Here is a 12,360-nt window from a genome sequence, read left to right as displayed (position 1 = left end):
CCGAGAGCGGCGGGCCGGGCTTACGGCCGCCCGCCGCTCCGGCAGCCGGTTCAGGAGCTGGTGAGGATGACCAGGCGCTGGGTCGCCCGGGTCATCGCGACGTAGCGGTCGACGGCGCCTTCGACACCCTCGCCGAAGGTGTCCGGGTCGACGAGGACGACCAGGTCGAATTCGAGTCCCTTCGACAGCGTCGGCGTCAGCACGCGGACCCGGGCGTCCTCCGAGGTCGCCGCCGGGAGCGTGACGGCGCCGACGTCGCCGGCGATGACGCAGGCGACCCCGTCGGCCTGGGAGCCGAGCCAGCCGTCGAGGACCGCGGACAGCTCCGCGACGCGGCCGTGCGTGACCGGGATGCCGCTGCTGCGGACGGAGGCGGGCACGTTCGCGTCGGGGAGCGCGGCGCGGATGGCCGGCTCGGCCACGGCCATGACCTCTTCCGGCGTGCGGTAGTTGACGCCGAGGGAGGCCATGGCGATCCGGTCGAGCCCGGCGCGTTCGAGCCGCTCCCGCCAGGACTCGGTGAACCCGTGCCGGGCCTGCGCGCGGTCCCCGACGATCGTGAAGCTCCGAGAAGGGCAGCGGGCCAGCAGCATCTGCCATTCGGCGTCGGTCAGTTCCTGCGCCTCGTCCACGACGATGTGGGCGAACGGGCCCGCGAGCAGGTCGGGTTCGGCGCCGGGCAGCGCGTCCCCGTCGATCAGGGCGTCCTGCAGGTCCCGTCCCCGCAGCATCCCCACCGCGCCCTGGCTCTCGTCGATATCGGAGTCCTGGAGCAGCCGGTCGATGACCTCGGACCGGCGCGCCCGCTCGGCGGCCACCGCGGCTTCGTGGCGGCGCTTGCGCACGGAGGCCTCGGCGTCGCCGAGCCGCCGGCGGGCCGCGTCCAGGAGCGGCAGGTCCGACACCGTCCAGGCCTGGGCGTCGGCGCGCTGGAGGAGGGACACGTCTTCGGGCCCGAGCCACGGAGCGCACTTGCGCAGGTAGGCGGGCACCGACCAGAGGTCTCCGACGAGCTCGGCCGCGTCGAGCATCGGCCACGCGCGGTCGAGGGTGGTGATCAGGTCCCGGTCCTGGAGCAGCGAACGGCGCAGCAGTTGGGGCGAGACGTCGCTGTCGTCCTGCTCCATCAGGATCGTGAGCAGCTCCTCCAGGATCTGGTCGCGCGCCTCGTTGTGCGGGGTGCCCGGTTCCACCGCCTCGAACGCGGCCGCCCAGTCCTCGGCGCTCAGCCAGAGGTCGGACCAGTGGCTGGAGACGGTGATCCCCTCGGTGGGGGGCTCCTCGTAGATGCGCACCGCCGCCTCGATCGCCCTCACCAGGCCGGCGGACGATTTGAGGAGGGCCACCCGCGGATCGGGCTCGACCGTCGCGGCGGCTCCCTCGGTGACGAGGTCGTGCAGGGTGCAGGTCTGTACGCCCTCTTCGCCGAGGCTGGGCAGCACGTCCGAGACGTAGGCCAGGTAGGGCCGGCTGGGACCGACGAAGAGCACGCCGCCGCGCCGGTGGCCGAGCCGGGGGTCGGAGTAGAGCAAGTGGGCGGTGCGGTGCAGGGCGACGACGGTCTTGCCCGTACCCGGTCCGCCGTCGACGACCAGGGCACCCCGGGATCCGGCCCGGATGATGGCGTCCTGGTCGGTCTGGATGGTGGCGAGCACGTCGCGCATGCGGTCGGACCGGTTGCCGCCCAGGCTCGCGATGAACGCGGACTGGTCGTCGAGCGCGACGCGCCCTTCGAGCCCGTCCGCGCGGAACACCTCGTCCCAGTAGTCGCTGATCCGCCCGCGGGTCCAGCGGTACCTGCGACGGCTCGCCAGACCCATCGGGACGGCGTGCGTCGCCGCGAAGAAGGGCTCGGCGGCGGGGGAGCGCCAGTCCAGCAGCAGTCGGTCGCCCGCGCTGTCGGTGAGGCCGAGGCGTCCGATGTACACGGGCTCGGAGCCGTCGGCGGGGACGATGTGCCCCAGGCACAGGTCCAGCCCGAAGCGGCGCAGGGTGCGCAGCCGGCTGGTCAGGCGGTGGATCTCCGCATCGCGGTCCATCGCGCCCCGGCCGACGCCGCCGGGCGCCTTGCGCGTGGCCTCCAGGCGGTCGGAGAGTTCGGCGATCGTCTGCTCCAGGCAGTGCGCGATGGCCGCGAAATGCCGTTCGTCGCCCTCGATGAGAGCCGGGTCGGCCTTGGGGGAGAGGTGGTCGGGAAGTTCGAACGCACTGGTGGCGGTCGCCATCGCCTCGACGGAACCGTGTACTCCAAAAGCTGACATATCAGCACGCACTGATCGAATCTCCCATTTTTCGGCAAGTTCTGGCCTCGATCCGCGATTTTGCCCCAGGCCGGGGGCCTTGCCGCAAGCCCCCCAGTGCGCTATATGTTGTAAGTGGCAAGGAGTGTGAATTCCTCCTCGCCCCTCTCTTCCCACCCGTTGCCCCTCCTCCAGCGGCCCGGTGCGGCCCGATTCGGCGCCATGAGGCCCGGCGGGGACGGCTGGTTACAGTACGGCCATGACGTCCCAGGCCATACCCCTTCACCTCGCGAAGCCCGCTCCGGCCCATGTGGTGGCCGTACTCGCCTTCGACGGCATGGCCCCCTTCGAACTGGGCGTGGTGGTCGAGGTGTTCGGCCTCGCCCGCCCCGAGCTGGGGGACCTGCCCTGGTACGAGCTGCGGGTCTGCTCGGCGGAACCCGGCCGGGACCTGCGCGTGGTGGGCGGGTTCACGCTCCGCGCCGAGCACGGGCTCGACGCCCTCTCCGCCGCGGACACCGTGATCGTCCCCGGAGTCTCCCCGGCGGGGGGCGCCATCGCGCCCGCGCTGGTCGACGCCCTCCTCAAGGCCCATGCCAGGGGTGCGCGCCTGGTCTCCATCTGCTCCGGTGCCTTCGCACTCGCCGCGACCGGTCTCCTCGACGGCCGCCGGGCCACCACCCACTGGCGCTACGCCCGCACCCTCGCCGAACAGCACCCCGAGGTGGAGGTCGACGCGGACGTCCTCTACGTCGACAACGGCGACGTACTGACCAGCGCGGGCAGCGCCGCCGGCATCGACCTCTGTCTCTACCTGGTCCGCGCCGATCACGGCGCCGCCGTCGCCAACACCGTGGCCCGCCGCTTCGTGGTACCGCCCCATCGGGAGGGCGGGCAGGCCCAGTTCATCGAGGCGGCGGTCGGGGAGATGGGCCCCGACGGCGCCGACGACGGGATCTCCCGGAGCATGGCCTGGGCCCTCCAGCGGCTGTACGGTCCGCTCTCCGTCCCGGCCCTGGCCCGCGCGGCGAACATGTCGGAGCGTTCCTTCCTCCGCCACTTCACCCGTCGCAACGGCGTGAGCCCGATCCGCTGGGTGGTCTCCCAGCGGATCTCGGCGAGCCTGCCGTTGCTGGAGTCGGGCGAGGGGACGGTGGACGAGGTGGCCGCGGCGGTCGGCTTCGATTCCACCGCCACGTACCGCCACCACTTCACCCGGCAGATGCGGACGACGCCGACGGCCTACCGGAAGGCGTTCGTCAGGGTCACCGAGGCGCCGGCGGGACACCTGGCGGGATCTTGACGAGTGAAGGCGTTTACGCCACTCGTAGCGGGAGTGGCGGGCGCAGAGGATGGAGTCATCGCCGCAAGGGGGTCCACCCGGCCGGCGAGCCCCGCCCTTCACCCCGTACGAGGAGTTCCCCGATGTCCGCGACCGTCCTGCCCACCGTCTCCGCCGAGATCGCCGCCGAGATCGCCCCGTCCGAGACCGCCCAGTCCGAGATCAGCAGCGCCGTCCTCTCCGTCCCGGCCGCCGCTCCGGGTGTCGCGGCCGCCCACTACGCGGCCCGGCTCGCCTTCGAGGCGGACGTCTCGGACGTACGGGCCGACCTGCTCTCCGGTGTCCCCGGCCTGGTGGTGGTCGACTCCCGCAGCGAGGCCGCCTGGGACCAGGGCCACATCCCGGGGGCGCTGCACCTTCCGACCGCGCGGATCGCGGAGCTGGCGCCTTCGCTGATCGATCCGGCGCTGACGGTGGTCACGTACTGCTGGGGACCCGGCTGCAACGGTGCCACGCGGGCGGCGCTGGCCTTCGCCCGCCTGGGCTACCAGGTCAAGGAGATGCTCGGCGGATTCGAATACTGGGTCCGCGAGGGCTTCGCCTTCGAGACGGCTCAGGGCACCGACCAGCGGGCGATCGACGATCTGACCGCCCCGCGCTCGGGCATCTCCTGCGCCTGCTGACCGCCGCGCGGTCCGGTTTCCGGGAAGGGCCCGTGTTCCGGGAAGCGCTGGTGTCCTCGGAGGGGCCCGTGTCCTCGGAGGGGCCCGTGTCCTGGGAGGGCCCCGTTCCTGGGGAGGCCCCCGCCCTCAGACGGCCAGCGCCGTGGTGATCACCAGCGGGGGTCCGGCCCGTTCGGCCGCCCAGCCGCGGCCGGCGGCGAGGTCCGGGTCGACGAGCCCGGGGATGCCGAGGGCCTCCTCCACCGTCGGGCGGTGCTGGACGAGGAGGGTGAATCCGGCCCGCTCGAGCAGGGCCGGGTAGAAGTCCACGGGCCAGGCGTGGTTGGGCATCACCTGCCAGCTGCCGTCCGTACGCCGGAGCCGGACGGGCAGCTCGTCGCCCGGGCCGTACGCGGCACCCGCCTCGCCGATGCTCAGCGAGGCGTACTCCGTCCCGCTGCACGCGGGATCGGTGGCCAGCAGCACGAACGGGCCGCCCGGGCGCAGGATCCGGCGGATCTCCCGGAACACCGAGAGCACCGCTTCCTCGGTGGGGAGCGAGGCCAGGACGTGGTTGCACATGACGGCGTCGGCGCCGCCGTCCGCCAGGCAGGCGGCGCGCCCGTCCGTGACCAGGTGGAACTCGGCGACCGCCGTCCCCGCGCCGCGGGCCAGTGCGAGCATCTCGGGGGAGGTGTCCACGCCCAGCACCTTCGCTCCGAGCAGCCGGGCTCCGTGGTCGGCGACCTTGCCGGGCCCGCATCCGTAGTCCACGAGGACGGATCCGTCGCCGACCCACCGGGCCAGGGCCCGGAAGACGAAGGGATACCCGAGCAGCCAGTCCGTGGCCGCCTCCACGGAGGCGAAGGCCCGCGCGCCCTCCGGCCCGGACCAGGCGACGGGCTCCTGCCCGTCGCCGTGGTCCGCGCCGCCGGACCCGGTTCCCCCGGGTCCTTCGGCTCGTCCGGTTCCCTCCGGCCAGTCGCTCACAGTTCCCACTATCGGTCCGTGGCGCCCCGGTCCGCATCCCGTTCCGCCGCCTCGGCGATCCGTTTGACGGCTGCCAGCCGCCGGTCCCAGTCGGCTGCGAGGGTGGCCATCCACCGTGCCGTCGAGTCCAGCGCCGCGGGCCGCACGGTGTACCGGACCTCGCGTCCGACCCGGCTGCCGGAGACCAGCCCGGCCGCGTCCAGGACGGCGAGGTGCTTGACCACGGCCTGCCGGGAGACGGGCAGCCCCTCGGCGAGGGTGGTCGCGGTGACCTCGCCGTGAGCGGCGAGCAGGCCGAGCAGCCTGCGGCGGGTCGGGTCGGCCAGTGCGACGAGGACCTGGTCGACCGCCTCGTCGGCCGAGGGGGGTTCCTCGCTCACGCGGCCGGTTGTTCGACGCGCTTCTTGAAGGCGTCGAGCACCTGCGGCCAGCCGCCGGTGTTGTCCTTGAGCGCCTTGTCGCGCAGTTCCTCGGACCCGGCCAGGGCCGCGAACCCGCTCTCCACGACGCGCAGCCGCGTCTTGTCGCCCTCGCGGCTCAGCGTGAACTCCACCAGGGTGCTGTTGTCAGCGCGCAGCTCCTGTCCGGGGAAGGCGCTGGCCCACCGGTACGCCAGGTAGGTCGGGGGGTCCACCTTCTCCACCCGTACCGGGAACTCGCCGTACTCGCTGTTCTTCGCCACGACCGACTCGCCCTCCCGGGCCACCGTGCCGGCCAGGCTCCCTTCGTCGGCCACCCAGAAGCCCGGCTCGGCCACCAGGGACCAGACCCGCTCCAGGGACGCTTCGATCAGGGTGTCGCGTTCGATCCGGTCCGCGTTCATCAGGGACTCCTTCGTCGCAAGCCATCGAGTGATTCGGTGCAACTCCAGGGTTGCACGTCCTCTGTCGTCCTGCAACCGTGGAGTTGCGCCAGGAGGGGTCGCGCGGGTTCGCCTAGGCTCGGACCCATGGTGCAGAGCCGGGCTGAAGACGTGGACGCGTACCTCGCGGAGGTTCCCGAAGGGCGCAGGGAGGCGCTGGTGCGCCTGCGCGAGCTGTGCCGTACGGAGCTTCGCGGATTCACCGAAGCGATGGCGTACGGGATGCCCGTGTACGAGCGGGACGGCGTCGGGGAGATCGCCTTCGCGAGCCAGAAGCAGTACGTCTCCTTCTACCTGATGCGCGAGGAGGTTCGCGAGGCCTTCGGGGAGCGGCTCGCGGACCACGACGTGGGCAAGGTCTGCCTGCGCTTCCGTACACCGGAGAAGATCGACTTCGCCCTCCTGAGGGACCTGCTGCGGGCCACGGCCGCCGCCCCCGGGAAGGCCGGCTGACCGGCGCGGCCCCGGTCGCCGGGAACGACGGAAGAGGAACTCCGAGTACAACCCCTCATAGCCGTCGGGTGTCTTGTGTCCGGAACCTCGAAACGAAGGAGACGGACCCATGGCCGAGAACACCCGGGTTCCACATCACCGACGGACCGGACGCGCAGCTCAAGGAGCCGGTGTGCGAGGGCATCGCGCCGCCGAACAGAAGGCTTGAGACGAGCGGTACCCGAAGCGGTACCGACGGAACCCGATGGAACATGACGGCATGTGACGGAAGAGAATCAGCTGTGGACATACCCCCGCAGGCCCCCGATACCGCGACCGAGACCTTCGTCGCCCACCGCAACCTGCTCTTCACCGTCGCCTACGAGATGCTCGGCTCGGCCGCCGACGCCGAGGACGTGCTGCAGGAGACCTGGCTGCGCTGGGCGGGAGTCGACCTGGACACGGTGAGCGACCTGCGCGCCTACCTGGTGCGGATCACCACCCGTCAGGCGCTGAACCGGCTGCGCACCATGAGCCGCCGCAAGGAGGCCTACGTCGGCCAGTGGCTGCCGGAGCCGCTGCTCACCACCCCGGACGTGGCCGAGGACGTGGAACTGGCCGAGAGCATGTCGATGGCGATGATGCTGGTCCTGGAGACGCTCGGGCCGACCGAGCGGGCCGTGTTCGTGCTCCGCGAGGTGTTCGGCCTCGACTACGAGGAGATCGCGGCAGCCGTCGACAAGACGCCGGCGGCCGTCCGGCAGATCGCGCACCGGTCCCGCAAGCACGTCGACGCGCGCCGCCCCCGCCAGGCCGTCTCCGCGAGCGAGGCGCGGGTGGCCGTGGAACTGTTCCAGCGGGCGTTCGAGACCGGGGACCTGCAGGGCCTCCTCGACGTGCTCGCCCCCGAGGTCGTCTACATGGGCGACGGCGGCGGCATCAAGCACGCCGCACTGCGGCCGGTCGTGGGCGCCCTGCATGTGGCCCGCCTGTTCACCGGCATGACGGGCAAGGCCGGGAAGGCCGGGATCGGGCTCTCCTTCGTCCACACGATGGTCAACGGCACTCCGGCCCTGGCCGTCCACGTGGACGGAGAACTCGACGGAGTCATCGCCGTCCGCGTCGAGGACACCCGCGTCACGGGCCTCTACTTCGTCCGCAACCCGGAGAAGCTGTCCCACGTCGACACGGAGACCACACCCACCCTGCGGTGAGGGGTGGGTGGTTGCCGGGTGGTGGGCGCCCGGCGGGGGAGGGCTGGCAGCATGGCGTCCATGCCGTCCCTCCCCTCCATGGGCTCCGATCCCGCCGCACCCGTACCCCTGCCGGCCGAATCCGTACCGGCCGTGCCCGCCGATCCCGCCGGACCCGTCCGGCACCAGGACCACGGCACGTGGCTGGTCCAGTTCACCGGCCGGGTGCTCGTGGTCTGTCCGCGGTGCGGCGGCCGTGCGCTCGTCCTGCCGCGGCCCGGCCTCGCGAAGCCGAAGTACTTCAGCTCCCTGCTCTTCCAGCCCCGCAGGCTCGCCTGCGCGGCATGCGGAGCGACGGCCGACTGGTCGGCCCAGGAGCGGGGCGCCGGGCTGGTCGGGGTCTCGGTCGGAGGCACCGAGGACCCCTTCTTCCGGCGTCCGCTCTGGCTGCAGACCCGCTGTGCGGGACGGATCCTGTGGGCCTACGACGAGGAGCACGTCGACGCCCTCGCCGCCTACGTGGGCGCCCGGCTGCGCGAGCGGCACACCTCTCCGACCCTGTCGATGTTCGCCAGGATGCCCGCCTGGATGAAGTCCGCGGCACGCCGTGACGAGGTCATGGCCGGTCTGGAGACCTTGCGGACCCTCGCCGGACTCGCGGCCCCCGCCGACCGTTCCGACGCGGCCCACGAACGGGGCGACCGCCCTCGCCACCAGGGCAGCGTGCTGTTCCGCGGCGGCCCCTACTAGACGCGGCCCCGTGGCGCGGGCCGCGGCCGGCCCGGCGGGGTGGCCGGCCCGGCGGGGTGGACAGCCGCGGCCACCGGCCGAATGCGGTGCGCCGGGGGACCGTACGTGTGGCGGTGGGAGGGGAAGCCGGGGTGCGGGGTCGCGACGCGGGTACCTCGCATCCGAACCCCAACGCAGGAGGAACCCGTGCTCGGTACCGACTACCGCCCCGGCTCGCCCAACTGGATCGACCTCGGGAGCCCCGACATCCCCCGGGCCGCGGCCTTCTACCGGGCCGTCTTCGGCTGGGAGTTCCACCTCCTCGGCCCCGAGACCGGCGGGTACGGGTTCTTCCAGGCGGACGGGAAGACCGTCGCCGCGGTCGGGCAGCTCGACCCCGGGGCCACCTCCGCGTGGACCGTGTACTTCCGGACCGGCGACGCGGAGGCCACCACCCGCGGCGTACGCGACGGCGGGGGCGCCGTCCGCGTCGAGCCGATGGACGTCATGGGGGAGGGATGGCTCGCGCAGTACACCGACCAGCAGGGCGCCGACTTCGCCGTCTGGCAGCCGGGCCGGACACCGGGACTGGAGCTGACCTCCGTCGACAACGCGCTGTGCTGGGTCGAACTGCACGTGCCGGACCCGATGGCGGCGCTCGCGTTCTACGGAGCCCTCTTCGGGACGCGCTCACGGGCGATGGACGCGCCCGGCATGACCTACCAGGTCCTCAGCACGGCCGACGGGGACCAGGAGGACGCGTCCTTCGGCGGGGTGGCGCCCCTGCGGGAGGGGGAGACGGACGCGCGCTGGGTGCCGTACTTCGCGGTCGCGGACGTGGACGCCGTGGTCAGCACCGCGCGGACCAGCGGCGGCGCGGTGCTGTTGCCGGGCGCGGACGTGCCCGACGTCGGGCGGATCGCCTGGCTGGCGGACCCGAGCGGGGCGGTGTTCGCCCTGCTCGAAGCGGCGCGGCAGCAGGCGGGCTGACGCCGGACCGGACGGTCGGCGTCAGCCGGTGAAGGCTTCGATGAGCGTCCAGACGGCCAGCGCTGCCATGCACAGGGCGCCGAAGCGCTGAACGGTCTTGAGCGGGACCCGCTTGGCGATGAACCGGCCCACGATCAGGGCGAGGGCGGACACCGACATGAGGGCTGCCGCGGAGCCGATGGCGGTCGGCAGCCAGCCGTTGGTCGCGGCGAGGTTCGCGGTGGTGATCTGCGTCAGGTCGCCCCATTCGCCGATGAAGACGGCCATGAACGCCGTGGTGAAGACGGGCCAGAAGCCGGTGACGGCCTTGGCCGCGGAGTCCGCCTCGTCGTCGTCTCCGCCGGAGCGCATCATGACGATGGCGCCGAAGGCGAACAGGGCGGCGGAGGTGAGCTTGACGGCCATGTTCGGCAGCATGCTCAGCAGACTTCCGGCGCCGACCGCGATGGCCACGTGCACGATGAACGCGGTGGAGGTGCCGAACCATACGTACAGCGGCCGCATCCGGGTGCCCATGGCCAGCGAGGCGAACATGGTCTTGTCGGGGAGCTCGGCAAGGAAGATCAGACCGAAGGCGGTGAAGATCGCCACGGGGTCGAGAGCCATTCCGGGTGCTGCTTTCTGCTGGAGCCGGGCTCTGATGGCTCGGATCGGCACCCAGCGGGAGGCGACGGGAAGAACCACTCGGCCCGGCACGACGAAGCGGCCCACACGGTGATGTGGGACGGGTCATGCCTTGGCCGAAGGTCTCGTCCGCCCCGCGCCTGAAGCGCGGTGGCCCGGTGGCCGGGACCCGTCGGGGCGTCCAGTATGTCGACCAGCGGTTTTCGGGACTACTCCCCTTCGCTGCCCACAACTGTAACAGCGCCGGCGAGTGCCCCGGCAGGGGCGAAGGGCCCGGGAGCGGCCAGCGGCTCGCGTCCGGCGGCTCCCGGCCCGTGGTTATCCGAAACGCACCGGGAGGTACTTGACCCCGTTGATGAAGTCCGAGCGCAGGCGGCGGACCTCCCCCGTGAGGGAGACCTCCGGATGGCGGCGCAGGAGCTCCCGGACCAGGGCCTTGATCTGGGTGCGGGCGAGGCCGGCCCCCAGGCAGAAGTGGGGGCCGCCGCCTCCGAAGGTGAGGTGGTCGTTCGGGGTGCGGCGGATGTCGAAGGCGAAGGGGTCGGCGAAGACCTCCTCGTCCCGGTTGGCGGAGGTGTAGTAGGTGACCACCTTCTGCCCCTGGGCGACGGGCCGGCCGTGCAGGACGGTGTCACGGGTGGCGGTGCGCCGGAAGTTGTGGATCGAGCCGCCCCAGCGCAGGAACTCCCCCGTCGCCGAGGTCCACAGGGCCTCGTCCGCGGGGGCCGCGGCCAGTTCGGCGCGCGCCGCGGGGTGGTCGATCAGGGCGATCAGGGCGCCGGAGAGGAGATTGCGAGTGGTCTCGTTCCCGGCGACGCAGAGCAGGACGAAGAACATGTTGATCTCGTCCGGCGACAGCCGGTCCCCGTCGACCTCGGCGTGCACCAGCGTCGAGAGGATGTCCTCCCGCGGGCGGGCCCGCCGCTCGTCGGCCAGTGCGTCGCAGTACGCGTAGATCTCGGCGGCCGCGAGATCGCTGTCGTGTTTGCCGGCCGACAGCTCGGGGTCCTGGGAGCCGGCCATCCGGTTGCTCCAATCGAAGATCAGCCGCTCGTCCCCCTCGGGGACGCCGACCATCTCGCAGATCGTCTGGATCGGCAGCCAGGCGGCGACCTCCGCGACGAAGTCCATGTCCCGCCCCGGGGTGACCGCCCGCTCCACCAGGGCGACCGCCCGCTCCTGGATCCGGGCCGCGAGCCTTCGTACGACCCGGGGCGTGAACCCCGCGCTGACCAGCGAGCGGTACCGGGAGTGGCGCGGGGCGTCCATGCCCAGCAGGACCAGGCGCAGGGTCTCGAGGGACTCCGGGTTCTGGTCCCGGATCATGAACGAGCCGAGTTCGGTGGACCACAGCTCGGGGTCGCGGCTGACGGCCTTGACGTCGGCGTGGCGGGTGACGGCGTAGAAGCCGGCGTGCGGGCCCGGCACCTCGTGCCAGTGGACCGGGTCCTCCCGGCGCAGCCGGGCGAACTGGGCGTGCGGGACCTCACGGGCCCAGGTGTCCTCGAGGAGGTCTATCTCGCCGGTGGGCAGCACGGGGCGGTTCCCTTCGTCGGACGGTTCGGGGTGGTGCGGATCGTCGGGTCGGACGGTTCGGGGTGGTGCGGGGCGCCGGGTCGCCGGGGCGATGGTTGGGGGTGGTGCGGGTCGGAGCCGTGGTGCGCGGCTCGGCGGGTTCCGCGTACGCGGCTCAGCGGGCTCCGCCGAGGCCCAGGACGGCGCTCAGGGCCCCGACGACGAGCCCGTCGGGGACGGCGGCCGATTCGAGGTGGTGCTGCATGGCGAGTCCCAGGAGGATGCCGAGGACGAGGGCGCCGGTCTCCTCCGGCGTACGGGTCAGGGGAGTGCCGGTGGCCTCGGCCCAGTCGGCCAGCCCCTCGCCGAGCTGGGCGCGGATCTCGGTGTACCGCTGGGCGAGCCGGTCTCCGATGAGGGGGCCGCGGGCGGCGTGCAGCCACAGCTCCGTCTCCAGGAGCAGCCAGGAGTCGCCGTGCTCGGGGTGCGGGCGGGTGAGGCTGCCCCACATCGCGGAGAAGTGCACGGCGGGGTCGGCCGGGTCCCCGGCCGCGATCTCGGCGGCGAGCTCCTCGCCGGTGCGCTCCTTCCAGACCTCCAGGAGCGCCAGCAGCAGGCCCTCCTTGCCGCCGAAGTGGCTGTAGAGCGCGCCCGTGGTGCGCCCGGCCGCCTCGGCGACGGCTTCGGCGGAGACGCCGTGGAACCCCTTGCGGGCGAAGAGGTCGGCCGCCGCGTCGATGAGGCGGGCGCGGCTCTCGGACTTGCGCTGCGCCTGCGGGACACGGCGCCGCGCGGGCTCCTGGGGGGACGGCTCCACCGGGCCTCCTGGGTCCTGGGCGCT

Annotated in this window: 13 protein-coding genes; 6 read left to right on the top strand and 7 right to left on the bottom strand. The window is 72.7% G+C overall.

Features of this window, described 5'->3' with window-relative positions:
* Positions 1-50: 50 nt before the first annotated feature.
* The gene (helR, locus tag ACFYYB_RS00390; RefSeq protein ID WP_389432285.1) at positions 51-2,225 is read right to left on the bottom strand and encodes an RNA polymerase recycling motor ATPase HelR; all 2,175 of its coding nucleotides are present in this window, start codon (positions 2,223-2,225) and stop codon (positions 51-53) included.
* Between the two features lie 274 nt (positions 2,226-2,499).
* Between helR and ACFYYB_RS00385 the strand changes: the two genes are divergently transcribed.
* Both ACFYYB_RS00385 and ACFYYB_RS00380 read left to right on the top strand, forming a co-directional pair.
* Complete coding sequence (locus ACFYYB_RS00385; RefSeq protein WP_389432284.1) at positions 2,500-3,543, top strand: helix-turn-helix domain-containing protein; 1,044 nt, start codon at positions 2,500-2,502, stop codon at positions 3,541-3,543.
* 122 nt (positions 3,544-3,665) lie between these two features.
* Complete coding sequence (locus ACFYYB_RS00380; RefSeq protein ID WP_389432283.1) at positions 3,666-4,205, top strand: rhodanese-like domain-containing protein; 540 nt, start codon at positions 3,666-3,668, stop codon at positions 4,203-4,205.
* A gap of 126 nt (positions 4,206-4,331) precedes the next feature.
* Here ACFYYB_RS00380 and ACFYYB_RS00375 read toward each other — a convergent pair whose 3' ends face one another.
* From ACFYYB_RS00375 to ACFYYB_RS00365, 3 genes are read right to left on the bottom strand one after another with little or no spacing between them, the layout of a single operon-like run.
* On the bottom strand, positions 4,332-5,174 hold the full coding sequence (locus tag ACFYYB_RS00375; protein WP_389432280.1) for a class I SAM-dependent methyltransferase: 843 nt from the start codon (positions 5,172-5,174) through the stop codon (positions 4,332-4,334).
* An 8-nt stretch (positions 5,175-5,182) separates the two neighbouring features.
* Entirely contained in the window at positions 5,183-5,554 is a 372-nt protein-coding gene (locus ACFYYB_RS00370) for an ArsR/SmtB family transcription factor (RefSeq protein ID WP_389432279.1), read from the bottom strand.
* Positions 5,551-5,997: an SRPBCC domain-containing protein gene (locus ACFYYB_RS00365; protein ID WP_389432278.1), complete on the bottom strand. Its 447-nt coding sequence runs from the start codon at positions 5,995-5,997 to the stop codon at positions 5,551-5,553. The genes ACFYYB_RS00370 and ACFYYB_RS00365 overlap by 4 nt, the downstream gene beginning before the upstream one ends.
* A gap of 126 nt (positions 5,998-6,123) precedes the next feature.
* On the opposite strand from ACFYYB_RS00365, the gene ACFYYB_RS00360 reads away from it, so the two are divergent.
* The 4 genes from ACFYYB_RS00360 to ACFYYB_RS00345 all read left to right on the top strand — a co-directional run bounded on the left by ACFYYB_RS00360 (position 6,124) and on the right by ACFYYB_RS00345 (position 9,380).
* On the top strand, positions 6,124-6,489 hold the full coding sequence (locus tag ACFYYB_RS00360; protein ID WP_389432276.1) for an iron chaperone: 366 nt from the start codon (positions 6,124-6,126) through the stop codon (positions 6,487-6,489).
* A gap of 287 nt (positions 6,490-6,776) precedes the next feature.
* Positions 6,777-7,682 (top strand): RNA polymerase sigma-70 factor, encoded by a 906-nt coding sequence (locus ACFYYB_RS00355; RefSeq protein ID WP_389433428.1) that lies wholly within the window; start codon positions 6,777-6,779, stop codon positions 7,680-7,682.
* 60 nt (positions 7,683-7,742) lie between these two features.
* A complete protein-coding gene (locus ACFYYB_RS00350; RefSeq protein WP_389432274.1) occupies positions 7,743-8,411 on the top strand; it encodes a hypothetical protein in 669 nt (222 codons plus the stop codon).
* 186 nt (positions 8,412-8,597) lie between these two features.
* Complete coding sequence (locus tag ACFYYB_RS00345; RefSeq protein ID WP_389432273.1) at positions 8,598-9,380, top strand: VOC family protein; 783 nt, start codon at positions 8,598-8,600, stop codon at positions 9,378-9,380.
* Between the two features lie 21 nt (positions 9,381-9,401).
* Here ACFYYB_RS00345 and ACFYYB_RS00340 read toward each other — a convergent pair whose 3' ends face one another.
* The 3 genes from ACFYYB_RS00340 to ACFYYB_RS00330 form a co-directional block, all read right to left on the bottom strand.
* Positions 9,402-9,986 (bottom strand): TMEM165/GDT1 family protein, encoded by a 585-nt coding sequence (locus ACFYYB_RS00340; RefSeq protein WP_389432271.1) that lies wholly within the window; start codon positions 9,984-9,986, stop codon positions 9,402-9,404.
* Between the two features lie 336 nt (positions 9,987-10,322).
* On the bottom strand, positions 10,323-11,540 hold the full coding sequence (locus ACFYYB_RS00335; protein ID WP_389432269.1) for a cytochrome P450: 1,218 nt from the start codon (positions 11,538-11,540) through the stop codon (positions 10,323-10,325).
* 154 nt (positions 11,541-11,694) lie between these two features.
* Positions 11,695-12,336, bottom strand: a complete 642-nt coding sequence (locus ACFYYB_RS00330) for a TetR/AcrR family transcriptional regulator (RefSeq protein WP_389432267.1) — start codon at positions 12,334-12,336, stop codon at positions 11,695-11,697.
* Positions 12,337-12,360 lie beyond the last annotated feature (24 nt).

Origin of the sequence: Streptomyces sp. NPDC002886 (genome assembly GCF_042888445.1) — a bacterium.
Classification (GTDB): domain Bacteria; phylum Actinomycetota; class Actinomycetes; order Streptomycetales; family Streptomycetaceae; genus Streptomyces.
This window is presented reverse-complemented; position numbering and strand designations above follow the sequence as displayed.

Excerpts from the sequence above, each read along its gene's own strand:
- helR (WP_389432285.1), bottom strand. The coding sequence starts at position 2,225 with ATGGCGACCGCCACCAGTGCGTTCGAACTTCCCGACCACCTCTCCCCC.
- ACFYYB_RS00385 (WP_389432284.1), top strand. The coding sequence starts at position 2,500 with ATGACGTCCCAGGCCATACCCCTTCACCTCGCGAAGCCCGCTCCGGCC.
- ACFYYB_RS00380 (WP_389432283.1), top strand. The coding sequence starts at position 3,666 with ATGTCCGCGACCGTCCTGCCCACCGTCTCCGCCGAGATCGCCGCCGAG.
- ACFYYB_RS00365 (WP_389432278.1), bottom strand. The coding sequence starts at position 5,997 with ATGAACGCGGACCGGATCGAACGCGACACCCTGATCGAAGCGTCCCTG.
- ACFYYB_RS00360 (WP_389432276.1), top strand. The coding sequence starts at position 6,124 with ATGGTGCAGAGCCGGGCTGAAGACGTGGACGCGTACCTCGCGGAGGTT.
- ACFYYB_RS00350 (WP_389432274.1), top strand. The coding sequence starts at position 7,743 with ATGCCGTCCCTCCCCTCCATGGGCTCCGATCCCGCCGCACCCGTACCC.
- ACFYYB_RS00340 (WP_389432271.1), bottom strand. The coding sequence starts at position 9,986 with ATGGCTCTCGACCCCGTGGCGATCTTCACCGCCTTCGGTCTGATCTTC.